The following is a 23,011-nucleotide window of genomic DNA, read 5'->3' as shown; positions in this document are numbered from 1 at the left end:
GGTGCGGAGGGCCCGGTCGTCCCGGGCCCCCCGCACGAGATCAGCAGTGCCCTACCCGTGGTGCCACCGGGATAAGGGGGAGTTCACCGCTTCAGGTGACGGACCTGCCGTTCCGAGGCGCGGGGGCCTGCCGGGGGATAGAAGGGGGCGGTGCCGCGGCCGTGCCGTCCGAGGTGCCGTCCGCAATACCGCCCGCAATACCGCCCGCGATACCGCCTGCCGTACCGCCCGTCATGCCGCCTGCCGTACCGCCTGCCGCGCCGTCGAACTGCTCGGCCTGCATCCGGAACATCGCCGCGTACCGCCCGCCCAGGGCGAGCAGTTCCTCGTGGCCGCCCCGTTCGACGAGCCGGCCCTCGTGCAGCACGTAGATGACGTCGGCGAAGCGCACGCCGGACATCCGGTGCGTGACGAGGACCACCGCCCGCTGCGGCCCGGCGAGGCCCCGGATGCTCTCGAAGGCGGCGATCTCCGCCTCCGGGTCGAGCGCCGAGGTCGGCTCGTCCACGACGAGGACGCGGGCGTCGCGGAAGTGGGTGCGGGCCAGACCGAACTTCTGCCACTGCCCGCCGGAGAGCTCCGAGGCACCCCGGAACACCCGGGCCAGCAGGGTCTCGTAGCCGTGCGGCAGCTTCTCGACGACCCGGTCCGCCCCCGCGTACCGGGCGGCGGCGACCACCTCGGCGGCCGGGCCGGCGGTGCGGTCCGGGTCCTCGGCGCCGGGCCGGCCGATGGCGATGTTGGTACGGGCGGTCACCGGCCAGCGCTCGAAGTCCTGGGTCAGCAGGGCGACGCGGTCGAAGACCTGCTCCCGGTCGGCCTCCCGGAGCTCCACGCCGTCCCAGGTCAGCGACCCCGAGTCGGGCAGGTGCAGGCCCGCGAGCAGTTTGACGAGGGTGCTCTTGCCGGAGCCGTTCTCGCCGACGAGGGCGACGACGGTGCCCGCCTCGATGGTGAGGGTGATCCCGCTGAGGGCGGGCTCCTCCCGGTCCGGGTAGCTGAAGTCCACGTCGTCGAGCCGTACGACGGCGAGCCGGGCGGGCAGCGGCAGCCCGCCGGAGGGGATGGCGCGGCGGGCCGCCTCGGCGACGAACCGCTCCAGGTCCCGGACGTACAGGGACTCCTCGTGCAGGGTGTTGGTGGTGGAGACGAGCGCGCCCAGGCTCGCCGACCCGGTGCGCACCGCGATCACGGCGGTGCCGGCGACGGCGAGGTCCATCCGGCCGGAGACGATGAGCGCGCCCATCGCCCCGTACGTGATCAGGGCCGCGAGGCCGGAGAGCGCGGCGGCGAGCAGCTCGGTGGCGGCCTTGTCCTTGGCGAGGCGGGTGGCCTCGCCCTCGGCGACCTCGGCCATGTTGCGGTAGTGGCCGAGGAGATAGCGGCCGACGCCGTGCACCCGTACCTCGGGGGCCGACGTACGGGAGATCAGCAGCTGGCCGATGAGCCGGGCGGCCCGTACGTGCTCCACCCAGGTGATCATGGACAGGTAGCGGCGCTGGGCCACCCGCATCGCACCCCAGCCGCGCGGGGCGGCGATGAGCAGCAGCATGGGCAGCAGCAACGGGTGCAGCACGGTGAGCACCCCGGCGGTGGCGACCAGCGAGATGACCCCGCCGAGGGTGGCCACGCAGGCCCCCACCGTCCGGCGGGCGGAGGGCGGCCCCCACTGGGCGCTGTCCAGCAGCCGCCGGAACTCCCCGTCCTCGATGGCCTCCAGCTCCACCGCGACGGCGGCGCTCAGGTACTGCTCGTGCGCGGCCCGCTCGACCTTGGGCTCCAGCCGTCCGGCGGCCGCCGTGGACCGCGAGGCCAGTACGGCTCCCAGTACGGCGACCAGCGCGCCGGCGGCGAGCGCGGGCACGGCCGCGTGCAGCCGGTCGGCGGCGCTGCCCGCGCCGAGCAGCGTACGGAGCACGTCGCTGATGACGAGCAGCCCGACGGCGGAGGTGATCCCCTGCCCGGCCTCGGCGGCGGCGACGGTGAGCAGGGCCGGCCGGTCGGTGTCCCAGGCGAGGCGCAGGGTGCCGCCGACCATGCGGGGCATGGAGCGCAGGGTGCTGATCAGCCGGCCTTCCAGGCGGGCGTAGTCGTGGTTGGACCAGCCGGCGTCGTAGCGCAGGGGCCCTCCGAAGAGACGGCGCTCGCTCTCGGAGACGGCGGGCTCGGCGGCCGCGGGCCGCTTGAGGAGCCTCACGCGCGTCCACCCCCGCCCGGTGCCGGGTCGAACACCACATGAACGTGCACGGATCGCAAGATTCCTCCCGAGGCGCTGCGGCTGCGAACTGACGCCGGAAGAACGTGGCTGCTCAGAACGGCGTCACGGCCGCCGGGGAACGAACGCCCGCACACAGTTGCGACGCGCTTGCGAACCCCAAGGCGCGCCCGGTGACCCGGCGTTCGAACCACCCGGAGGTGTCGATGCCCCCCTTCGAGGGATTGCGCCCGGAACCGGCGGAGGCCGCCTCCCCGGGGCGGGGAGACGGCCTCCGTGCGGCGTGGCCGTTACGGGCCGGGGAACGGCAGGGGTGCCGTGCCCAGTGTGGGGATGGTCCACCTCTGGGCGGGGGAGCTATTGCAGTCGTAGAGCCAGAGCTGGGTTCCCGGGGTGGTGTTGAAGCTGCCGAGGTCGAGGCAGCGGCCGGAGGCGGGGTGGTGGACACCGCCGTCGGCGCGGGGGAGGAACTGCTGGCTCGGTGCGCTGCTGTCGCAGGTGCGGAGCTCGATGAGTGTGGCGTTGGCGGTGCCGGCGGCGGTGGCGTTGAGGCACTTGCCGTGGGTCCGGATGGTGCCGTCGTTGCGGACCTGGAACTTCTGGGCGTCGGTGCCGTTGCAGCCGGCGATCTGGATCTTGTTGCCGTCGTCGGGGCTGTTCCCGTCGTTGTCGACGCAGTTGCCGGCGGCCGCGCTCAGGTTGATGGGGCCGACGGCTTCCGTGGCGGTGACGGAGGCGGCGTAGGGGTAGACCGCCAGACTGCTGATACCGCCGGTGAGGCCGGAGGGGGCGTAGGCCCCGGCATCCTTGAAGCGGCCCAGCGTGAGGGGGCCGACCGGGGCCGGGCTGGTGGAAGCGCTGTGACGACCGGTGGCGGCGAGGGTGCCGTTGACGTACAGGCGCATGTGCCCGGTGGTGTGGTCGTAGACGGCGGTGAGCTGGGTCCAGGCGCCGGGGACGAGCCTGGCGGTGCTGTTGGACTCGTCGGTCAGGTCGTACGGCCAGACGCCGGTATCGGTGGCGGTGGCGGTGTCGGCGTTGGCGAGGCCGAAGCGCCAGACGTTCAGATGGTGGTCGGGGTACAGGAGCAGAGAGCTGTTGCGGTTCAGATCCTGGCTGAGGACGACTCCTCCGGCCTGATCGGCCTTTGCCATGGTGCTGATGGTGAAGCTCTTGCGGGTGTCGATCACCGGGCCGGATGTGGTGATGACGGACGAGGGGCCGTTGAAGGCGGCATAGCTGGTGTTGCGTCCACCGATGACGCCGGTGGGCCAGGTGACTCCGGCCGGGGTGGCGGGGAAGTTCCCGACCGTGCTGGGGATGGTGCCGTTCTTCTCTCCGGTGAGCGGCCACTGGGCTTTGGGCGTGTTGAGGTTGCCCAGAGTGACCGGGACGGAGTCGAAGCCGGTGACGGTGGGGTGCGAACCGCTCTCCCCGTTGGGGCGCGTGCCGACGCCGTTGAAGGCGACGAGTTGTTGGTTGGCGTCGACGGCCCACAGATCCGGGATGCCGTCGCCGCTGAGATCACCGTCGGACCCGATCCGGGGGTAGGCCTTCGGGTCGATGTTCCCGATGGCCGGGCCCGCCGCCGGATCGGTGAACCCGCTGAGTGGGCGCGGCCGGGAGTGGCACGATGCCCGCTGCCCTGGACACGAACACCATGGCCTGCATGCGGTCAAGTGGTACCTGCCCGGCCAGTCCTTCCCCGACCCCGTCGACGACTGGTTCCACAAGGTCGTGGTCCAGTCCGTCACCCAGCAGGACAAGGTCGCCGGCCAGGTCAGCCAGGTCACCGACTACGAGTACGGCGGCGGCATCGCCTGGCACCGCAACGACTCCGAGTTCACCGACCCCAAGACCCGTACGTGGGACCAGTTCCGCGGCTTCGCCACCGTCACCACCCGTACCGGCAACGGCAACGGCGCCGAAGCCCCGCGCACCAAGTCCGTCGCCACGTTCCTGCGCGGCATGGACGGCGATGTACTCGCCAACGGCGGCAAGCGCAGCGTCAACGTCCCCGATGCACACGGCGGCACGATCAAGGACGAGGAGGTCCTCTCCGGGTTCGTCCGCCAGACCGAGACCTACGACCGCGACGGTGGCACCGTCATCGCAGACGAGGTCACCACCCCCCTGATCAAGCCGAACGCAACGGCGACCCGCGCCCAGTCCGGCGGCATGCCGCCCATCACGGCCCGTGTGATGAACACCGGCAAGGTGACCGGCCGCGCCAAACTCGCCGACGGCACCTGGCGCACAAGCGAACGCACCTCCACCTACGACGACACCCTCTTCTCCCGGCCCCTCCAGGTCGACGACAAGAGCGACGTGTCCCGCCCCGACCATCGGCTGTGCACCACCTTCACGTACGCCTCCGGCCCCGGCGGCGCGCTCACCCAGCTCGCCTCCCGCACCCTGGTCCTCAAGGGCGCCGGCGGCTGCAGCCAGACGCCGACCGCGGCGAACACCGTCGGCGACACCCGCTCCTACTTCGACGGCAAGCCCCTCGGCGAAGCCGGTGCCGTCGCGGATCAGACCGGGAACGAGATCCTGGAGAAGTACGACGCCGCGGGCGAGCCCGTGTACCGCCTCAACGTCACCTCCACCTACGACGACTACGGCCGTCTCGCGACGACGACCAACAAGGTTCGGAAGGACGCCGCCCACCCGGACGGCGCGGTCACCAAGACCGAGTACAAGGCTCTCCCCAACGCGCTGCCCTACGAGGTCACCCACACCAACCCGCTGGGCTGGAAGACCACGACCACGCTCGACACCGGCCGTGCGCTACCCATGAAGACCAGCGACGAGAACGGTCACGTCGCCGAGCGTGGCTACGACGCCCTGGGGCGGGTCACGGCCGTCTGGCAGCCCGGCCAGGACCGGACCACGGACCCGCCCGTCCGCAAGTTCTCGTACGCGATGAACGGCACGAAGGCGCCGACCACCGTTCTGAGCCAGACGCTCATGGCCAACAAGCAGACGTACGTCTCCAGTTACACCATCTACGACGGCCTCGGCCGCATCCGGCAGACCCAGGCACACACTCCCTCCGGCGCGTCGGGCCGGATGATCACCGACGCTCTCTTCGACTCGCACGGCCGGCAGGTCAAGACCAGCGCCCCCTACTACAACGACGAGAGGGAACCGTCGGGCGCACTCTTCCTGCCCAACGGCGGGGTGAACCCCGACAGCCAGATCCCGGCACAGACCGTCTCCGTCTTCGACGGCCTCGGACGTACCACTGCCTCCGTCTTCCAGTCCTACGGCATCGAGCAGTGGCGCTCGAAGACCGAGTACCCGGGAGCGGACGAGGTCCGCACCATCCCGCCGAACGGCGGCTACGCCACGGCGAGCATCACCAACGGCACCACCTCCGTCCTGCGTCAGTACAAGGGCAACACCCCCAACGGCGCCTATGACGAAACGACTTACGAGACGAACACCCAGGGCCAGGAGCTCCGCCGCAAGGACTCCGCAGGCAACGAGTGGACCTTCGCGTACGACCTCCTCGGCCGCACGGTGAAGACCACCGACCCGGACTCGGGCACCGCCACCACGATCTACGACGACAGCAAGAACCTCGTCACCGTCACCGACGCCCGCAACAAGAGCGCCACCACCGTCACCGACCTCCTCGGCCGCACCGTCGCCACGTATGAGGGGACGGCTGTCGACCCTGCCAAGAAGGTCGGAGCCTTCACCTACGACACCAAGGCCTTGGGCAAGCCGGACACCACCACCCGCTACATCGGGGGCCGCGCCTACATCACCGAGATCACCGGCTACGACAGCGGCTACCGGCCCCTCGGCACCAAGGTCACCATCCCCGAGTTCGAGAAGCAGCTGGCCGGCACCTACGAGACCAAGAACACCTACGACAAGCACGGGCAGCTCAGAGCCACCGCCCTGCCCGCCATCGCCGCTGCCGGTCTGGGGGCGGAGCAGCTCGCCTTCGGCATTGACGACGTCGGCAAGCTGTCGTCGGTCGGCGGCACCATCGCCGGTGTCCGCACGCCTTACATCGTGGACGTCTTCCACGATCCGTACGGTCGTGCCATCCGCACCACGGTCGGCGAGACGGGCATGCAAGTGGTCTCGACCGTCGACTACGACCAGGCCACCGGCCGGCCGGTCCGCTCCACCCTGGACAAGCAGACCGCGACCACCGCCAGCGTTGACGTCCTCGACTACACCTACAACCGGGTCGGCCAGCTGACCTCGATCAGCAACACGCAGGACGGCGCCGCCCGCGATCTTCAGTGCTTCACCACCGACTACCTCGGCCGCCTCACCCAGGCCTGGACCGACACGGGCACCACCACCACGGCACCCCAGCCCAGCGTCCGCGGCATCGGCGGCTGCTCCAACAGCACCGGCCCCGCGGTCGACGGTGCCGGCAAGCCCAGCGTGGGCGGCCCGGCCCCGTACTGGCAGCAGTACGAGTACGACAAGATCGGCAACCGCACCAAGCTGGTCAAGAAGGACGTCGGCGGCAACGCGGCCAAGGACACGACGGTCACCCAGACCTTCGGCGCCGGCCCGAACACGCGGTCCTCCGACCCGAAGACGGGTGGCGGCACGGGCGGCCCGCACGCCCTGATGACCTCGACCGAGACCAGCAGCAGCGGCACGAAGGTCACCTCGTACACGTACGACGAGACCGGGAACACCGCCTCCATCACCAGCACGCCGGGCACCAAGACCCTGACCTGGAACGACCAGGGCAAGCTCGACAAGATCACCGGCACCGGCGAGAGCGCCGGCACCAGCTACCTGTACGACACCGGCGGCAACCAGCTCATCCGCCGCGACCCGGGCAAGACCACGCTCAACCTCGGCCCGGACCAGATCACCCTGGACACCGCCACCGGCAAGGTGTCCAACGTCCGCACGTACGGTGCCCCCGGCGGCCTCTCCATCACCCGCACCACCACCGCCGGCGCCTCCACTCTCACCTACCAGGCCTCGGACCACCACGGCACCAACGGCGTCCAGTTCAACGCGGCCGACCTGGCCCAAGTCCGCCGCCCTGCCGACCCCTTCGGCAACGAGCGAGGCGCTCAGCCAGCCCCGGGCGCCTGGGCCGGCGACAAGGGCTTCATCGGCGGCACCAAGGAGAAGGCCACCGGCTTCACCCTCCTCGGCGCCCGCGAATACGACCCCACCACCGGCCGCTTCATCAGCCCCGACCCGATCATCGACCCGGGCGACCCGCAGCAGTGGAACGCGTACGCCTACTCCAACAACGACCCCATCAACAAAGCAGACCCCAGTGGCCTCCGCTACATCGGTGACACCGAGGCCGACAGCACCCACTACCTGAGGAACACGACTCAGGAAGGCGAGACGCTTGCGACCCCCGAGAGGGTCGCCCTGAACGAGTCCAATGGGGAACTCACCAAGGCGAAGAAGCGGCGGGATGAGCTGAAGCACGCCGTCATCGACCTGGTCATGGACCTGATCGGCTACAACGACGCCCGTGACTGCTTCACCAAGGGTGACGTCATGGCCTGCATCAACACCGCCCTCAACGCCGTCCCCTGGGGCAAGCTCTTCAAGGCCATCAAGATCGGCATCAAGGCTTTTAAGATCTACAAGGAACTCAACAAGGCCTACGACGCCGTCAGCGCAGCTGAACGCAGATCCAGCCGGGCCATGGCGGCTTTCACCAAGGCCAAGAAGGCCGTAGACGAAGCATCTGCGGCTGCAGCCAAGGCGGCCAAGTCGGGTGACGCGAAAGCCTCGAAGGAATCAGCCAGCGACAGTGCCGGCACGGAGTCCAAATCACGCAACAGCGAGGCCGACGCCGAAGCCCAGGGCGGAGGCTCCGACGCCAGGACGAAGTCGGAATCCTGCGAGGTCGACAGGAACAGCTTCCCCACGGGTACCAAGGTCCAGATGGCTGATGGCACCACCAAAGCCATCGAAGACGTCCGCGTCGGCGACACCGTGATGGCGACCGACCCGCAGACCGGTGAAACCCGCCCGAAGAAGGTCACCGACACCATCACCACCCCGGACGACAAGGACTTCACCGACCTCACCCTCACTGACGACGCAAACCCCCGCGGCCCGCCGGCCAACATCACCTCCACGTTCCACCACCCCTACTGGAGCGAAACCCGCCGCCAGTGGACCAACGCGGGCGACCTCACCCCCGGCGAACAACTCCGCCAGCCCAACGGCACCACCCTCACCGTCCAGACCACCCACAACTACCCCTACGCCGTCACCACTTACAACCTCACGGTCGACGACTTCCACACGTACTATGTGCTGGCGGGTGCCGCTCCGGTCCTTGTTCATAACTGTGATGGTGTGGCAACGGTTCACCTGGATCCGGAGAAGAAGCACGCTTTGATTACCGTGCAAGCGCACGATGGTGAGGTTATGCACACTGAGCAATGGGGTGGTGTTGACGTGGCCACCAACGGAGTTAGGGCATTTGACCCTGCAATCCTTTCGCCTTTCACCATCAACGTTCGGGTCGAGCTGCCGCGCGTGCAAGGAGCTTTGGCCTACATCGAAAGGCAGATAGGTCGGTCGGCCGAAGGAACTTACCCGCCGTACAGTCTCGGCAGGCAGAGTTGTGTGACCTACTGCATGAACGTACTCGAGGCTGGCGGAATCGAAGAGCTCCCCAAGACCACGAAGCGCGCGACAGACTGGCTCCGCGAACATCACGGATGATGAAAGGAACGGAGTGTCCCAACCGCCGAGCTGGGGATGGTTGGATGAGGTTCCGGATGAATGGGATCCTCCTGAGGAACTGCTGACCCCATCCAACTCCATCGAGCACAACCTGGCCATCAAGATCCTTTCGTGTGAACTCGTCGGAGTGAAGATCTCAGAATGGACAGGCCGCTTCGTCGTGGAGCAGTCACTCCTCTCGGCGTGGCTCTACGAGCTCAAGCAGAGCGATGTGGAGAAGGCTATGCGCCTTTCAGGGGCGGCTCTTGAGCAGACACGTCTCGTCTTCGAGTCATGGAAGTCACTCGAAGTGATTCTGCCTCCGCGTGGGGCGCGCCCTGGAAGTCGTGACGAGATCCAGCAGCAGGCTGCTAGGTTGGTGGACACGTTTCGGAAATCTGTTAGTGCGCTAAGGGCTATGCGTGGTGTTGCCTCTTAATTTCGGCAAACACTGCGAAGGCACTTTAAGAGAGCGCCGTTTGTTGACGGCAGTCCTGACGGCAACACCGATGGACGCTGCAGCCCCCTGGGTGGCGGGAGAGTGGCCCGCACCCAGGCGGGCTGAGCCAGTAGAGCAGCCGCATCCGCTGGCGCGCCGACGGGCATGGGCTGCCGCCAAGGCCGTGTGCGTCCAAACTTTCTCTACGTCTTCAAGGCGACCCGCTGACGCGGGTCGCGCGCGGCACGGCCGCCCACCCGGCCCGCTCTCGGCTCCGCCACCGCGGGCCGGCCAGCGACCATGCCGCGCAGAAACAGCGGGCGAACGAACTGAAGCGCGTAGAAGCTCGGATGTTCCCACACGGCGAGCATCCAACCGACGGCGAGGCAGCGACAGGGCATTGGCCGGTGCGCAGCTCGCCGGTGGGGCCGGTCAGCTTCGTGGGCCTTACCCACCTGTTCGGGCTGGGGTCGGGCGGGTATCTGCTGGATAGCCCTCGGTTGACTAGTCGGACCGGCCTACCGTGGCGCTGGAGGTGGTCAGCTGATGACTACGGAACTGGCGGACAACGTCCGTAAACACGAGTGTGGTGGTGGTCCCGTCCTTTTGCGGTGCCCGCCGCCGCTGTGTCCGCCTCGCCCGCTACGTACGCTCCGGTCGCGCCGTCGGAGCAGGGCCGGGTGATTCCACTGCGAGCACCTGAGTGAACCTCGCCGAACAGGGGCGGGGAAGTGGCGCGCCTGTGCGCGAGGGCACCGTGCGGGTGTCGGAGCTTGGGGGGAATGTCTGGTTCGGTTAGATTTGCCACGGTATTTGGTTTCGGCGTTCCGGGAGGGACACTCGTGGCTATTGATCTGGACAAGGTGCTCGACAAGGCGTGGGCCGACAAGCCGCTCGCCGAGGTGCTCGCGGCTCCCGTGGCCGCCCTCAAGGGGGTCAGCGACAAGGACGGCGAGCTGCTGCACGAGGCGTTCGGGGTCAAGACCGTCGCCGACTTCGGGCAGCTGAAGTACGTGCGGTGGGCGCAGGCGCTCGTCGCGCTGAACCAGACCGTCAAGGTCTAGTCGGGCAACGCGAGAGGCCGCCCTCCCCGCCCTGGAAGGGTGGGGAGGACGGCCTCTTTCTGCGGTCCTACTCGCCTTCGCCCTCGAGGTTGCCCTCGGTGTCCAGGTAGACCTGGCGGAGGGATTCGAGGATCTGGGGGTCCGGCTTCTCCCACATGCCGCGGGACTCGGCTTCGAGGAGGCGTTCCGCGATGCCGTGCAGGGCCCAGGGGTTGGCCTCCTCCAGGAAGGCGCGGTTGGTCGGGTCCAGGACGTACGTCTCGGTGAGCTTGTCGTACATCCAGTCCGCGACCACGCCCGTCGTGGCGTCGTAGCCGAAGAGGTAGTCGACCGTCGCGGCGAGTTCGAAGGCGCCCTTGTAGCCGTGGCGGCGCATCGCCTCGATCCACTTGGGGTTGACCACGCGGGCGCGGAAGACCCGGCTGGTCTCCTCGACCAGGGTGCGGGTCTTCACGGTCTCGGGACGCGTGGAGTCCCCGATGTACGCCTCCGGGGCCGTGCCGCGCAGGGCGCGGACCGTGGCCACCATGCCGCCGTGGTACTGGAAGTAGTCGTCCGAGTCCGCGATGTCGTGCTCGCGGGTGTCCGTGTTCTTGGCGGCGACCGTGATGCGCTTGTAGGCCGTCTCCATCTCGTCGCGCGCCGGGCGGCCCTCCAGGCCGCGGCCGTACGCGTAGCCGCCCCACACCGTGTAGACCTCCGCGAGGTCGGCGTCCGTGCGCCAGTCGCGGGAGTCGATCAGCTGGAGGATGCCGGCTCCGTACGTACCCGGGCGCGAGCCGAAGATTCGGGTCGTGGCCTTGCGCTCGTCGCCGTGCACGGCGAGGTCCGCCTGGGCGTGGGCGCGGATGAAGTTCGACTCCGCCGGCTCCTCCAGGGAGGCCGCGAGCCGGACCGCGTCGTCCAGGAGGCCGATGACGTGGGGGAAGGCGTCGCGGAAGAAGCCCGAGATGCGCAGGGTCACGTCGATGCGGGGGCGGCCGAGCTCGTCGAGCGGGATCGCCTCCAGGCCCGTGACGCGGCGCGAGGCCTCGTCCCAGACCGGGCGGACGCCGAGGAGGGAGAGGGCCTCCGCCACGTCGTCGCCCGAGGTGCGCATCGCGCTCGTGCCCCACAGCGAGAGGCCTACGGAGGCGGGCCATTCGCCGTTGTCCGTGCGGTAGCGGGTCAGGAGGGACTCGGCCAGGGCCTGGCCCGTCTCCCACGCGAGGCGGGAGGGGACGGCCTTCGGGTCGACCGAGTAGAAGTTGCGGCCCGTCGGCAGCACGTTGACCAGGCCGCGGAGCGGGGAGCCGGAGGGGCCCGCCGGGACGAAGCGGCCGTCCAGGGCCGCGACGACGTGGGTGATCTCGTCCGTCGTGCCGGCCAGCCGCGGGACCACCTCGCGGGCCGCGAAGGACAGGACCGCCACGACCTCCGGCGACTGGTCCGCGGCGACCGAGGACACGGCGTCGGGGGACCAGTTCGCGTCCTCCATCGCCTGGACCAGGGCGCGGGCCTGCGCCTCGACCTCGTCCGCCGAGGTACGGGTGGCCTTGGACTCGTCGAGGCCGAGCGCCTCGCGCAGGCCCGGCAGGGCCGTCGTACCGCCCCAGATCTGACGGGCGCGCAGGATGGCGAGGACCAGGTTGACCCGGGCCTCACCGGTCGGGGCGCCGCCGAGCACGTGCAGGCCGTCGCGGATCTGGGCGTCCTTGACCTCGCACAGCCAGCCGTCGACGTGGAGCAGGAAGTCGTCGAAGCCGTCGTCGTCCGGGCGCTCTTCGAGGCCGAGGTCGTGGTGGAGCTTCGCCGCCTGGATCAGGGTCCAGATCTGGGCGCGGATGGCCGGCAGCTTCGCCGGGTCCATCGCGGAGATCTGGGCGTACTCGTCCAGGTGCTGTTCGAGGCGGGCGATGTCGCCGTAGGACTCGGCCCGGGCCATCGGCGGGACCAGGTGGTCGACCAGGGTCGCGTGCACGCGGCGCTTGGCCTGGGTGCCCTCGCCCGGGTCGTTCACCAGGAAGGGGTAGATGAGGGGGAGGTCGCCGAGCGCGGCGTCCGGCGCGCAGGCCGCGGACAGGCCGGCGTTCTTGCCCGGCAGCCACTCCAGGTTGCCGTGCTTGCCCAGGTGGATCATCGCGTCGGCGCCGAAGCCGCCGTCCTCCGCGCGCGCCTGGATCCAGCGGTACGCGGCCAGGTAGTGGTGCGAGGGCGGCAGGTCCGGGTCGTGGTAGATCGCGATCGGGTTCTCGCCGAAGCCGCGCGGCGGCTGGATGAGGATGAGCAGGTTCCCGCGGCGCAGGGCCGCCAGGACGATGTCGCCCTCGGGGTTCGCCGAGCGGTCCACGAACATGTTGCCCGGGGCCTCGCCCCAGTGCTGCTCGACGCTGCCCCGCAGCTCGGCCGGGAGCTCGGCGAACCAGCGCTTGTAGTCGGCGGCCGGGATGCGGACCGGGTTGCGGGCCAGCTGCTCCTCGGTCAGCCAGTCCTGGTCGTGGCCGCCGGCCTCGATCAGGGCGCGGATCAGCTCGTCGCCGTCGCCGGACACCAGACCGGGGATGTCCTCGGTGGGTCCGAAGTCGTATCCGCCGGCGATCAGCGTGCGCAGCAGCTCGACGGCGCTGGCCGGGGTGTCGAGGCCGACCGCGTTGCCGATGCGGGAGTGCTTGGTCGGGTACGCGGACAGGACCAGCGCGACCTTCTTGTCGCGGCGGTCGATGTGGCGCAGGCGGGCGTGGCGTACGGCGATCCCCGCGACGCGGGCGGCCCGCTCGGGGTCGGCCACGTAGGCGGGCAGGCCGTCCTCGTCGAGCTCCTTGAAGGAGAACGGGACGGTGATCAGGCGGCCGTCGAACTCGGGCACGGCGACCTGGGTGGCGGCGTCGAGGGGGGACAGGCCCTCGTCGTTCTCCTCCCAGGCGGAACGCGAACCGGTCAGGCACAGCGCCTGGAGGATCGGCACGCCGAGCGCGGCGAGGGCGCCGGCGTCCCAGGACTCGTCGTCACCGCCGGCGGAGGCGGTGGCGGGGCGGGTGCCGCCCGCCGCGAGGACGGTGGTGATGATCGCGTCCACGGACTCCAGGGCCTGGAGGAGCTCCGGCTCGGGGGTGCGCAGGGAGGAGACGTAGAGGGGGAGGGGCTGGGCGCCCTTCGCCTCGATGGCCTCGCAGAGGGTGTGGACGAAGGCGGTGTTGCCGCTCATCTGGTGGGCGCGGTAGTAGAGCACGGCGACCTTGGGGGCCGCGTCGGTGGTGGTACCGGTGCTCCGCTGCGCGTCGCGCTCCAGAGGGCCCCAGGTGGGGGCGGCGGCGGGCGGCTCGAAGCCGTGACCGGTCAGGAGGACCGTGTCGGAGAGGAACCGGGCCAGCTGGTCGAGGTTGGCCGGTCCGCCGTGCGCGAGGTAGCCGTGCGCCTCGGCCGCGATGCCGATCGGGACCGTGGAGGCCTCCATCAGCTGGGCGTCCGGAGCCTGTTCGCCGGTCAGGACCACGACCGGGCGGGTCTGGCCGGGGGCGAGGAGCAGGTCGAGGCCGTCCTGCCAGGCGCGGAGGCCGCCGAGGAGGCGTACGACGACCAGGTCGACTCCGTCGAGGAGGCCGGGGAGGTCGTCGAGGGGAAGGCGGGAGGGATTCGCGAACCGGTACGGGACGGGGCCGTCCGCCGTGTTCGCTGCGCGGGCGCTGAGCAGATCGGTGTCGGACGTCGACAGCAGCAGGATCATGCGGCGGCAGGCCTTCCTCGGGGTTTCCGCGCCCCGGGCAGTGAGGACAGCGGGAGTTCCTGACTTGCCCGGCGGTGTGGCTCTGCCGGGTTCACAGTGGCGGGACCGCGCCGGAATCGCACCGGGCTTCCTCCCATGTCGCCGTCCTCGGCGACGGCGGGCCGTGTGGTCCGCCGGAAGGTCATCTTAGGGGTGGGCGGGGCGGGGCGCTGCGCTGGGCCGGGTCGCTGCGCTGGGCCGGGGCGGGTGGTGGGTGGGTGCGGCGCCGTTGCGGGGGCTCTGCCCCCGGGCCCCCGCGCCTCAAACGCCGGCGGGGCTGGATTGGTCGGGCCCCCGTGCCTCAAACGCCGGTGGGGCTGGATTGGCCGGGCCCCGTGCCTCAATGGCCGGCGGGGCTGGATTGGCTGAGCTGCCGTGCCTCAAAGGCTGGTGGGGCTGGATTGGCCGGGTTCCCGTGCCTCGAGCGTCGGATTGGCCGGACTGCCGTGCCTCAATGGCCGGTGGGGCTGGATTGGTCGGGCTGCCGTGTCTCAAAGGCCGGTGGGGCTGGATTGGCTGGGCTGCCGTGTCTCAAGGGCCGGCGGGGCTGGATTGGTGGAGTGGCTGGTGGGGGTGGTGACGGACACAGGTCGGGGGAGGGGAATCGTGGGTATGCTCGCCGCCATGCCCCAGTCCCCTTCCGCCGCATCGCGGGACGAACCCGTCATACGGGACCGCGGTGACGCCTGCCCCGGCGCGCTGCGGCTGCATGCGGCGGACGACGGGTTCCTGGCGCGGGTGCGGATTCCCGGCGGGATGCTCGGCGGCGCCGCCGCGCTGCTGCTGGCCGACGCCGCCGACCGGCTCGGCGACGGCCACCTCGACCTCACCTCGCGCGGCAACGTGCAGCTGCGCGGCCTCGGCGAGAGCTGCGGCGGGGAACTCGCCGGGCTGCTGGCGGGCGCCGGGCTGCTGCCCGCGCCCACGCACGAGCGGGTCCGCAACATCGTTTCCTCGCCGCTCGCCGGCCTCGACCGGCTGGGCCTGCCCGATGTGTCCCCCTGGGTGGCGGAGCTGGACGCGCTGCTGTGCGCGAGCGACGCGGCGGCCGGACTGTCCGGACGGTTCCTCTTCGCCCTCGACGACGGCCGCGGTGACGTGACCTCGCTCGCGGCGGACGTGAACCTCGTCCCGGACGGTGATGACCGGGCTCGGCTGTGGGCGGGAGACCCGCGGGAAGCCGTGCTCGTCTCCTCGCAGGATGCGCCGAGGGCCGCGCTGGCGGCCGCCGAGTACTTCCTCGACGCCGTCCGGGAGGCCGGTACCCGGGCCTGGCGGGTGGCCGAGCTGCCTCCCGAACACGCCCTGTCCGGTGCCCGGTTGGCGCAGCGGCTGGCCGATGCCGGTGTCTGCGCCGCCGTGGCGGCGACGGACCCGTCCGCCCGGTCCGTCAGGACGCCCGAGCCCGGCATCGTGCCCGGCCCGGACGGCACCGTCTCGCTGTCCGTTCTCGCGCCGCTCGGGCGGCTCGGCACCGCGCAGTGGCGTCGGCTCGCCGCCCTCACGGGCCGGGTCCGGCTGACTCCCTGGCGCGGGATCGTGGTCCCCGGAGTGCCCGGCCACGTGGCCGCCGCCGCGCTCGCCGGCCTCGCGGAAGCAGGGCTCGTCACGGCTCCCGACAGTCCCTGGCGGTCCGTCACCGCCTGTACGGGGAAGCCCGGTTGCGCGAAGGCGCTGGCCGACGTGCGCGCCGACGCGCGGGCCGTCACCGAACGGGCCCGCGGACCGCTGGCCGTGCACTGGTCCGGCTGCGAGCGGCGGTGCGGGCATCCGCGCGGCTCCGCCTGGGTGGACCTGGTCGCCACCCCCGCCGGATACGACCTCCACGTCGAAGGCCGCGCACCGCGGCGCGGCGTACCGGAGCACGAGCTCGCCGCCGCCCTCGCGGACGCCCGACACGCAGATCACGTACGTCACAACCTCCCCGACTCAGTGCAGAAATGAGCGAGTACACCGTGTTCGAGTACGAGAAGGACGGCGCCGCGATCTACCGCCAGTCCTTTGCCACGATCCGCGCCGAGGCGGACCTCTCCGGCCTGCCCGCCTCGGTCGCCCAGGTCGCGGTGCGCATGATCCACGCCTGCGGAATGACCGACCTTCCGCAGGACCTCGGGTACACCCCCGAGGTGGTGCTGCGCGCCCGGGCGGCCCTTGAGGCCGGTGCGCCGATCCTGTGCGACGTCCAGATGGTCGCCAGCGGGGTCACCCGCAAGCGGCTGCCCGCCGGCAACGACGTGATCTGCACCCTCTCCGACCCGGCGGTGCCGGACCTCGCGGCGAAGATGGGCACCACGCGCAGCGCCGCGGCCCTCGAAGTCTGGCGCGACCGCGGCCTGTTGGAGGGCTCGGTGATCGCGGTCGGCAACGCGCCGACGGCGCTGTTCCGGCTGCTGGAGATGATCGAGGAGGGCGCTCCCCGCCCGGCCGCCGTCATCGGGGTGCCCGTCGGCTTCATCGGCGCCGCCGAGTCCAAGGACGCCCTCGCCGCCCACCCCTCGGGTCTCGACCACCTGATCGTGCGCGGCCGCCGGGGCGGCAGCGCCATCGCCGCGGCCGCCGTCAACGCCATTGCGAGCGTGGCCGAATGAGCGCCGTCAGCGCCAACAGCGCAGGCCGGGCCGTCAAGGGGCGCCTGTACGGGGTCGGGCTCGGGCCCGGCGATCCGAACCTGATGACGCTGCGGGCCGTCCAGGTGATCGGCGAGGCCGATGTCGTCGCCTATCACAGCGCCCGGCACGGGCGGTCCATCGCCCGCTCGATCGCCGCGGCGCACCTGCGCGAGACGCACATCGAGGAGCCGCTGGTCTACCCGGTCACCACCGAGACCACCGACCACCCCGGCGGCTACCAGGGTGCGATGGAGGAGTTCTACGGGGCGGCCGCCGCCCGGCTGGCCGCGCACCTGGACGCCGGCCGGACCGTCGCCGTGCTCGCGGAGGGCGACCCGCTCTTCTACAGCTCGTACATGCACATGCACAAGCGGCTCGCGGACCGGTACGAGACCGAGGTCATCCCCGGCGTCACCTCGGTGAGCGCCGCCGCCGCCCGCCTCGGCACCCCGCTCGTGGAGGGCGAGGAGATCCTGACCATCCTCCCCGGCACGCTCTCCGAGGAGGAGCTCACCGCCCGTCTCGCCGCCACCGACTCGGCGGTCGTGATGAAGCTCGGCCGGACCTTCCCCGCCGTTCGGGGCGCGATGGAGAACAGCGGCCGGCTCGCCGAGGCCCGCTACGTCGAGCGCGCCACCATGGAGGGGGAACGGACCGGCCGCCTCGCCGACACCGACGCGGCGAGCGTGCCGTACTTCGCCGTCGCCGTGGTGCCCAGCCGGATCGGCAACCCGGGCAGCGTGCCGTCCGGGCCCGGCGAGGTCGTGGTCGTCGGCACCGGCCCGGCGGGCCCCCTGTGGCTCACCCCGCAGACCCGGCGCGCGCTGGCCGACGCGGAGGTGCTGGTCGGCTACACCACGTACCTGGACCGGGTTCCCGTCAAGCCGGGCCAGATCCGGCACGGCTCCGACAACAAGGTGGAGTCGGAGCGCGCCGAGTTCGCGCTCGACCTGGCCCGGCGCGGGCAGCGGGTGGCCGTGGTCTCGGGGGGAGACCCTGGTGTCTTCGCCATGGCCACGGCGGTCCTGGAGGTGGCCGGGCAGGTGGAGTACGAGGACGTGCCCGTACGGGTCCTGCCGGGCGTGACCGCGGCCAACGCGGCGGCCGCCGCGGCCGGCGCCCCGCTCGGCCACGACTACGCCACCGTCTCCCTCTCGGACCGGCTCAAGCCGTGGGAGGTCATCGCGGAGCGGCTGCGCGCGGCCGCCGCGGCCGACCTCGTGCTCGCCCTCTACAACCCCGGCTCGCGCAGCCGCACGTGGCAGGTGGCCCAGGCCCGCGAGCTGCTGCTGGAACTGCGGGCACCCGAGACCCCGGTGGTCGTCGCGCGCGACGTGGGCGGGCCGGAGCAGTCGGTGCGGATCGTCACGCTCGCCGAACTGGAGCCGTCCGAGGTCGACATGAGGACGATCCTGCTGATCGGCTCCTCGCAGACGCAGGTCACGGAGCGGCCCGACGGGTCGCGGATCACATGGACCCCGCGCCGATACCCGTGACCGGGTGAGGCGGAGCGGTTCGTGAGGAAGGCCCGGTGCGACGACCGCACCGGGCCTTCGTCCGTCCGGCGCCGGAACGCCTCCGGAGCGCCTCCGGGCCGTCTCCGCAACGCTTTTGGAAGCCTCCGGGCCGTCTCCGGCGGCGCCTCAGCCGGCTCCGGGCGCGCCGCCTCCCGCGGCCGCGCCACGGGCCAGGCGGAACAGCACGTTCGGACGCAGCGGTCCCTCGGGCGCGTCGGGGTCGTCGAAGTCGTCGGCCGGGTCCCGGGTCATCCCGATCCTCTCCATCACCGCCTGGGAGCGGAAGTTGCCTGCCGTCGTCACAGCGAGGATCTCGGCCAGCCCGAGCGTGTCGAAGCCGTGCGCCAGGACCGCCCGCGCGGCCTCGGTGGCGTAGCCCTGTCCCCAGGCCGCCCGGGCCAGCCGCCAGCCGATCTCCACTCCGGTGAACGGCATGCCGTCGTCCACGTGGTCCATGCCCGCGAAGCCGATGAACTCACCCGTGGCCCGGACCTCTACGGCCCACCAGCCGTAGCCCCGCCGGTCGAACGCGGCCCGGAACCGCACCATGGAGGCCTCGCTCTGCTCACGGGTGAGCAGGTCGCCCAGGTGCCGGCGCACCTCGGGATCGGCGTTCATCGCCGCCCAGGGGTCGAGGTCGGAGTCACGCCATCGGCGCAGGACGAGGCGGTCGGTGTGCAGTTCGGTCATGCCGCCCACCCCACGTGACCTCTCCCACCGGGGCAATCCCTTTTTCCCGGGGGAGGGTCAGCGGCCCCGGGCCCGGACGGTTCCCCTGCCCGGACTGCTTTCACGGCCCGGACCGTTTCACTCCACCGCCCCGAGCCACCGCAGGGCCGCGGCCACCGAATCCGCCTCCGCCACACCCTGCGGCACCGCGGGGCGGCGTACGACCAGGACCGGGATGCCGGCCTCGCGGGCGGCGGCCAGTTTCGGCGCGGTGGCGGAGCCGCCGCTGTCCTTCGTCACCAGGAGGTCGATCCGGTGCCGGGCCAGCAGCTCCCGCTCGTCGTCGAGGGTGAACGGGCCCCGGGCGAGCAGCACTTCGAGCCGCGGCGGCGCCGGTGCGTCCGGAGGGTCCACCGAACGCACCAGGAACCAGGTGTCGGTGAGGTGCGCGAACGCGTGCAGGCCCATCCGGCCGGTGGTGAGGAAGGCGCGGGTGCCGAGCCCGGGCAGCAGCGCGGCCGCATCGGCGAGGGAGTCCGCGAAGGTCCAGTCGTCGGCGGGCTCCGGCGTCCAGCCGGGGCGCCGCAGAGCCAGCAGCGGGACGCCCGTGAGCGCCTCCGCCTCGGAGGCGTGGAAGCTCATCCGCTCCGCGAACGGGTGGGTGGCGTCGATGACGCGCGTGACGTCGTGGGCGACGATCCAGGCCGCGAGGCCCGCGATGCCGCCGAAGCCGCCGATGCGGGTGTCACCGGGCGGGAGCACCGGCGAGGCGACCCGGCCCGCGAGCGAGGTGGTCACATGGACCGAGGGGTCGGGTGCCAGCGCCTCCGCGAGCTGCCTGGCCTCCGTCGTACCGCCGAGGATCAGCACGTGGTGGGGAGGGAAGAAGTGCGGCTCAGCAGACATGCCGGTCGCGCTCGGGCGAGTACAGGTGGCTGTCCCGGAACTGCTCCGCCCCCAGGGTGCGGCCCACCAAGATCACGGCGGTGCGGACCAGGCCCGCCTCCTTCACCTGGGCGGCGATGTCGGCCAGGGTGCCGCGCAGGATCAGCTCGTCGGGGCGGCTGGCCATCGCCACCACCGCCACCGGGCACTCGGCCCCGTAGTGCGGCAGCAGCTCGTCGACGACCCGGTCCACGTAACGGGTGGCCAGGTGCAGGACCAGCAGCGCGCCGCTGCGGCCCAGCGTGGCCAGGTCCTCGCCGGGCGGCATCGGGGTGGCCTGCTGGGCGATGCGGGTCAGGATCACCGTCTGGCCGACGGTGGGCACCGTCAGCTCCCGCTTGAGGGCGGCGGCCGCCGCGGCGAAGGCCGGTACGCCCGGGACGACCTCGTAGGGGATGCCGGCCGCGTCGAGCCGGCGCATCTGCTCCGCGACGGCGCTGAAGACGGAGGGGTCGCCGGAGTGCAGCCGGGCCACGTCCTGGCCCGCGGCGTGGGCCCGTACGCATTCGGCGATGATCTCGTCGAGGTTCAGCTGCGAGGTGTCGACGAGGCGGGCGTCCGCCGGGCACTCGGCGAGCAGCTCGCGCGGTACGAGGCTGCCCGCGTAGAGGCAGACCGGGGCGGCGGCCAGGGTCCGGGCACCGCGCACCGTGATCAGGTCGGCGGCGCCGGGGCCCGCGCCGATGAAGTACACGGTCATGTTCGATCCTTCTCCTTGGATGCGGTGGCCGGCTCGGCAGGCTTCGTCACCGACCACTGGGTGACCGGCATCGCCTGCCGCCAGCCCGTGAAACCGCCGACCGGCACGGCGTGCGCGACCGCGAGCTTCACCAGTTCGCCGCCGTGGCGGCGGTAGCGGTCGGTGAGGACCGCCTCCGATTCGAGGGTGACGGTGTTGACGACGAGGCGGCCGCCGGGGGCCAGCGCCGCCCAGGCCGCGTCCAGGAGGCCCGGCGCGGTGAGCCCGCCGCCGATGAACACCGCGTCGGGGGCCGGGAGTCCGTCGAGGGCCTCGGGTGCGGCGCCGACGACCACGCGCAGGCCCGGTACACCGAGCGCCGCCGCGTTACGGGCGATCCGCGTGGCCCGCTCCGGTACGCGTTCCACCGCCACCGCCCGGCACGAGGGGTGCGTGCGCATCCACTCGATGCCGATGGAGCCGGAGCCGCCGCCGATGTCCCACAGCAGCTCGCCGGGGGCCGGCGCGAGCGCGCACAGGGTCGCGGCCCGGACGTGGCGCTTGGTGAGCTGCCCGTCGTGTTCGTACGCGGCGTCCGGGAGGCCGGGGGTCGCGCCGAGGCGCGGTGCGGCGTGGGCCGGGTCGCGACGGCAGTCGAGGGCCACCACGTTCAGGGGGTCGCCGGGAGGGCGGTCCCAGCTGTCGGCGCGGCCCTCGTACGCGTCCTCGCGCTCGGACCCGAGCTGCTCCAGCACCCGCATCCGGCTCGGGCCGAAGCCCCGCTCTCGAAGCAGAGCAGCGATCTCGTTCGGGGACGCCGCTCCGGCGCTGAGGACCAGCACCCGGCGCCCTTCGTGCAGCGCGGCCGCGAGGCGGGCCACCGGGCGGCCCACCACCGTGATCACCTCGGTGTCCTCCACCGGCCAGCCCAGGCGGGCGCAGGCGTACGACACGGACGACGGGTGCGGGTGGACCCGCAGCGACTGCGGCCCGAGCTCCTCGGCGAGGGCGCGGCCGATCCCGTAGAACATCGGATCGCCGCTGGCCAGCACCGCGATCCGGCGCCCCGCGTGCTCGGCCATCAGCTTCGGCACGGCGGGCCGCAGCGGGCTCGGCCACGCCACCCGCTCACCGGCGCACTCCACGGCCGGCAGCAGGTCCAGCTGGCGCGGCCCGCCGATCAGCACCTGGGCCGAGGACAGCGCGGACCGCGCGGCGGCGGTGAGCCCGGCCCAGCCGTCGGCGCCGAGGCCGACGACCGTCACGGTTCTGGGGGGTGGTGCGGAGCTCACTGCGCGGTACCTCGGGGAGGGGAGGGGAAAGACGGCGGACCCGCAGCCTACTGGCCTGCGGATCCGAGGCCCGCGCCCACCCTCGCGACGCCCGGTGACACCTCCATGCCGTCTGGGGCTACCCTCAGTAACCCGCGCGACATGAGGGAGCCGCCATGCCCGGCTGGAACGCCAGCAAGATCCCCGGCCAGAGTGGCCGGAGCGCCGTCGTCACGGGGGCGAACAGCGGGATCGGCTACGTCACCGCCCGCGAGCTCGCGCGGCGCGGCGCCTCCGTCGTGCTGGCCTGCCGCAGCGCCGCGCGCGGGCGGGCCGCGGCGGTCCGGCTGCGCGCCGAAGTGCCGGGAGCCGAGGTGGAGTTCATGCCGCTGGACCTCGCCGACCTGGCCTCCGTACGGGAGTTCGCCACCGCGTACGGGCAGCGGCACCGCTCGCTGGACCTGCTGGTCAACAACGCCGGTGTGATGGCGCTCCCGTACGGGCGGACCGCCGACGGGTTCGAGACCCAGTTCGGGGTCAACCACCTCGGGCACTTCGCCCTCACCGGGCTGCTGCTGCCCAGGCTACGGGCGGCCGCCCCCGGGGCCCGGATCGTCAACGTCTCCAGCGGCTTCCACGCACTGGGGAGGATCGACGTCGAGGACGGCGGCCCGGATGCGCTCTCCAGCGAGCACGGCTACCGCCGCTGGATCGCCTACGGCCGCTCCAAGACCGCCAACCTGCTCTTCACTCACGAGCTGGCCCGCCGCTTCACGGCCGCCGGCTCCACGATCACCGCCGCCGCGGCCCACCCCGGCTACGCCTCCAGCAACCTGCACTCCGGAGCGTCGAAGCTGGAGGGCCCGACCCTCAACTCGCGCGTGGCGGCCTTCGGCAACGCGGTCGTCGCCCAGCCCACCGCCGCGGGCGCGCTGCCCACCCTCTACGCGGCCACCGCGCCCGGGGTCGGGCAGGACGCGTTCATCGGCCCGCGGTTCGGCTGGCGCGGAGCGCCGGCGCCGTCCTGGCGGGCGAAGTGGACCCTCGACGACAAGTCCGGCGAACTGCTCTGGGCGGCCTCCGAGAAGCTCACAGGAGTCTCGTACGCATCCCTGCCGCGCTGATCCTGCCGGGGCCAACTTGCTACCCGCGGGTCACCTCGCGCCGC

General features: G+C 71.8%; 14 protein-coding genes and 1 riboswitch. Of the genes, 7 read left to right on the top strand and 7 right to left on the bottom strand.

Features of this window, described 5'->3' with window-relative positions; genetic code table 11:
- Positions 1-91: 91 nt before the first annotated feature.
- The gene (locus RIU97_RS08920; RefSeq protein ID WP_404954946.1) at positions 92-2,197 is read right to left on the bottom strand and encodes an ABC transporter ATP-binding protein; all 2,106 of its coding nucleotides are present in this window, start codon (positions 2,195-2,197) and stop codon (positions 92-94) included.
- Positions 2,198-2,505: 308 nt separating this feature from the next.
- The gene (locus RIU97_RS08915) at positions 2,506-3,894 is read right to left on the bottom strand and encodes a ricin-type beta-trefoil lectin domain protein (RefSeq protein WP_404954944.1); all 1,389 of its coding nucleotides are present in this window, start codon (positions 3,892-3,894) and stop codon (positions 2,506-2,508) included.
- Here RIU97_RS08915 and RIU97_RS08910 point away from each other — a divergent pair.
- The 3 genes from RIU97_RS08910 to RIU97_RS08900 all read left to right on the top strand — a co-directional run bounded on the left by RIU97_RS08910 (position 3,812) and on the right by RIU97_RS08900 (position 10,411).
- Positions 3,812-8,908: a polymorphic toxin-type HINT domain-containing protein gene (locus RIU97_RS08910; RefSeq protein WP_404954942.1), complete on the top strand. Its 5,097-nt coding sequence runs from the start codon at positions 3,812-3,814 to the stop codon at positions 8,906-8,908. The genes RIU97_RS08915 and RIU97_RS08910 overlap by 83 nt on opposite strands.
- 40 nt (positions 8,909-8,948) lie before the next feature.
- Positions 8,949-9,347 (top strand): hypothetical protein, encoded by a 399-nt coding sequence (locus RIU97_RS08905; protein ID WP_404954939.1) that lies wholly within the window; start codon positions 8,949-8,951, stop codon positions 9,345-9,347.
- 782 nt (positions 9,348-10,129) lie between these two features.
- A complete protein-coding gene (locus RIU97_RS08900) occupies positions 10,130-10,411 on the top strand; it encodes a hypothetical protein (protein WP_051837378.1) in 282 nt (93 codons plus the stop codon).
- 67 nt (positions 10,412-10,478) lie between these two features.
- Here RIU97_RS08900 and cobN read toward each other — a convergent pair whose 3' ends face one another.
- Positions 10,479-14,114, bottom strand: coding sequence for a cobaltochelatase subunit CobN (cobN, locus tag RIU97_RS08895; RefSeq protein ID WP_404954937.1), 3,636 nt, complete (start codon positions 14,112-14,114; stop codon positions 10,479-10,481).
- Positions 14,115-14,167: 53 nt separating this feature from the next.
- A riboswitch (cobalamin riboswitch) is annotated at positions 14,168-14,247 on the bottom strand.
- A gap of 530 nt (positions 14,248-14,777) precedes the next feature.
- Here cobN and cobG point away from each other — a divergent pair.
- Genes cobG through RIU97_RS08880 form a run of 3 tightly spaced genes read left to right on the top strand, consistent with a single transcriptional unit; the run spans position 14,778 to position 18,258 of the window.
- Positions 14,778-16,097 (top strand): precorrin-3B synthase, encoded by a 1,320-nt coding sequence (cobG, locus tag RIU97_RS08890; protein ID WP_404954935.1) that lies wholly within the window; start codon positions 14,778-14,780, stop codon positions 16,095-16,097.
- The gene (locus RIU97_RS08885) at positions 16,094-16,741 is read left to right on the top strand and encodes a precorrin-8X methylmutase (RefSeq protein WP_078893060.1); all 648 of its coding nucleotides are present in this window, start codon (positions 16,094-16,096) and stop codon (positions 16,739-16,741) included. The genes cobG and RIU97_RS08885 overlap by 4 nt, the downstream gene beginning before the upstream one ends.
- Complete coding sequence (locus tag RIU97_RS08880; protein WP_404954932.1) at positions 16,738-18,258, top strand: precorrin-2 C(20)-methyltransferase; 1,521 nt, start codon at positions 16,738-16,740, stop codon at positions 18,256-18,258. The genes RIU97_RS08885 and RIU97_RS08880 overlap by 4 nt, the downstream gene beginning before the upstream one ends.
- Positions 18,259-18,405: 147 nt before the next feature.
- Here the strand turns inward: RIU97_RS08880 and RIU97_RS08875 are convergent, their stop codons facing one another.
- The 4 genes from RIU97_RS08875 to cbiE all read right to left on the bottom strand — a co-directional run bounded on the left by RIU97_RS08875 (position 18,406) and on the right by cbiE (position 21,864).
- Entirely contained in the window at positions 18,406-18,969 is a 564-nt protein-coding gene (locus tag RIU97_RS08875) for a GNAT family N-acetyltransferase (protein WP_404954930.1), read from the bottom strand.
- A 117-nt stretch (positions 18,970-19,086) separates the two neighbouring features.
- Positions 19,087-19,854: a cobalt-precorrin-6A reductase gene (locus RIU97_RS08870; protein ID WP_404954928.1), complete on the bottom strand. Its 768-nt coding sequence runs from the start codon at positions 19,852-19,854 to the stop codon at positions 19,087-19,089.
- Entirely contained in the window at positions 19,844-20,593 is a 750-nt protein-coding gene (gene cobM, locus RIU97_RS08865; protein ID WP_362807590.1) for a precorrin-4 C(11)-methyltransferase, read from the bottom strand. Before cobM ends, RIU97_RS08870 begins: the two co-directional genes overlap by 11 nt.
- Entirely contained in the window at positions 20,590-21,864 is a 1,275-nt protein-coding gene (gene cbiE / locus RIU97_RS08860) for a precorrin-6y C5,15-methyltransferase (decarboxylating) subunit CbiE (RefSeq protein WP_404954925.1), read from the bottom strand. Before cbiE ends, cobM begins: the two co-directional genes overlap by 4 nt.
- Before the next feature lie 155 nt (positions 21,865-22,019).
- Here cbiE and RIU97_RS08855 point away from each other — a divergent pair, with 155 nt between their 5' ends.
- Positions 22,020-22,967, top strand: a complete 948-nt coding sequence (locus tag RIU97_RS08855) for an oxidoreductase (protein ID WP_404954923.1) — start codon at positions 22,020-22,022, stop codon at positions 22,965-22,967.
- Positions 22,968-23,011 lie beyond the last annotated feature (44 nt).

The sequence above is a fragment of the Streptomyces sp. 147326 genome, from assembly GCF_045000215.1.
Taxonomy (GTDB): Bacteria; Actinomycetota; Actinomycetes; order Streptomycetales; family Streptomycetaceae; genus Streptomyces.
This window is presented reverse-complemented; position numbering and strand designations above follow the sequence as displayed.

Excerpts from the sequence above, each read along its gene's own strand:
- RIU97_RS08885 (WP_078893060.1), top strand. The coding sequence starts at position 16,094 with ATGAGCGAGTACACCGTGTTCGAGTACGAGAAGGACGGCGCCGCGATC.
- cobM (WP_362807590.1), bottom strand. The coding sequence starts at position 20,593 with ATGACCGTGTACTTCATCGGCGCGGGCCCCGGCGCCGCCGACCTGATC.
- RIU97_RS08900 (WP_051837378.1), top strand. The coding sequence starts at position 10,130 with ATGTCTGGTTCGGTTAGATTTGCCACGGTATTTGGTTTCGGCGTTCCG.
- RIU97_RS08875 (WP_404954930.1), bottom strand. The coding sequence starts at position 18,969 with ATGACCGAACTGCACACCGACCGCCTCGTCCTGCGCCGATGGCGTGAC.
- RIU97_RS08880 (WP_404954932.1), top strand. The coding sequence starts at position 16,738 with ATGAGCGCCGTCAGCGCCAACAGCGCAGGCCGGGCCGTCAAGGGGCGC.
- cobG (WP_404954935.1), top strand. The coding sequence starts at position 14,778 with ATGCCCCAGTCCCCTTCCGCCGCATCGCGGGACGAACCCGTCATACGG.
- RIU97_RS08870 (WP_404954928.1), bottom strand. The coding sequence starts at position 19,854 with ATGTCTGCTGAGCCGCACTTCTTCCCTCCCCACCACGTGCTGATCCTC.
- cobN (WP_404954937.1), bottom strand. The coding sequence starts at position 14,114 with ATGATCCTGCTGCTGTCGACGTCCGACACCGATCTGCTCAGCGCCCGC.
- RIU97_RS08855 (WP_404954923.1), top strand. The coding sequence starts at position 22,020 with ATGCCCGGCTGGAACGCCAGCAAGATCCCCGGCCAGAGTGGCCGGAGC.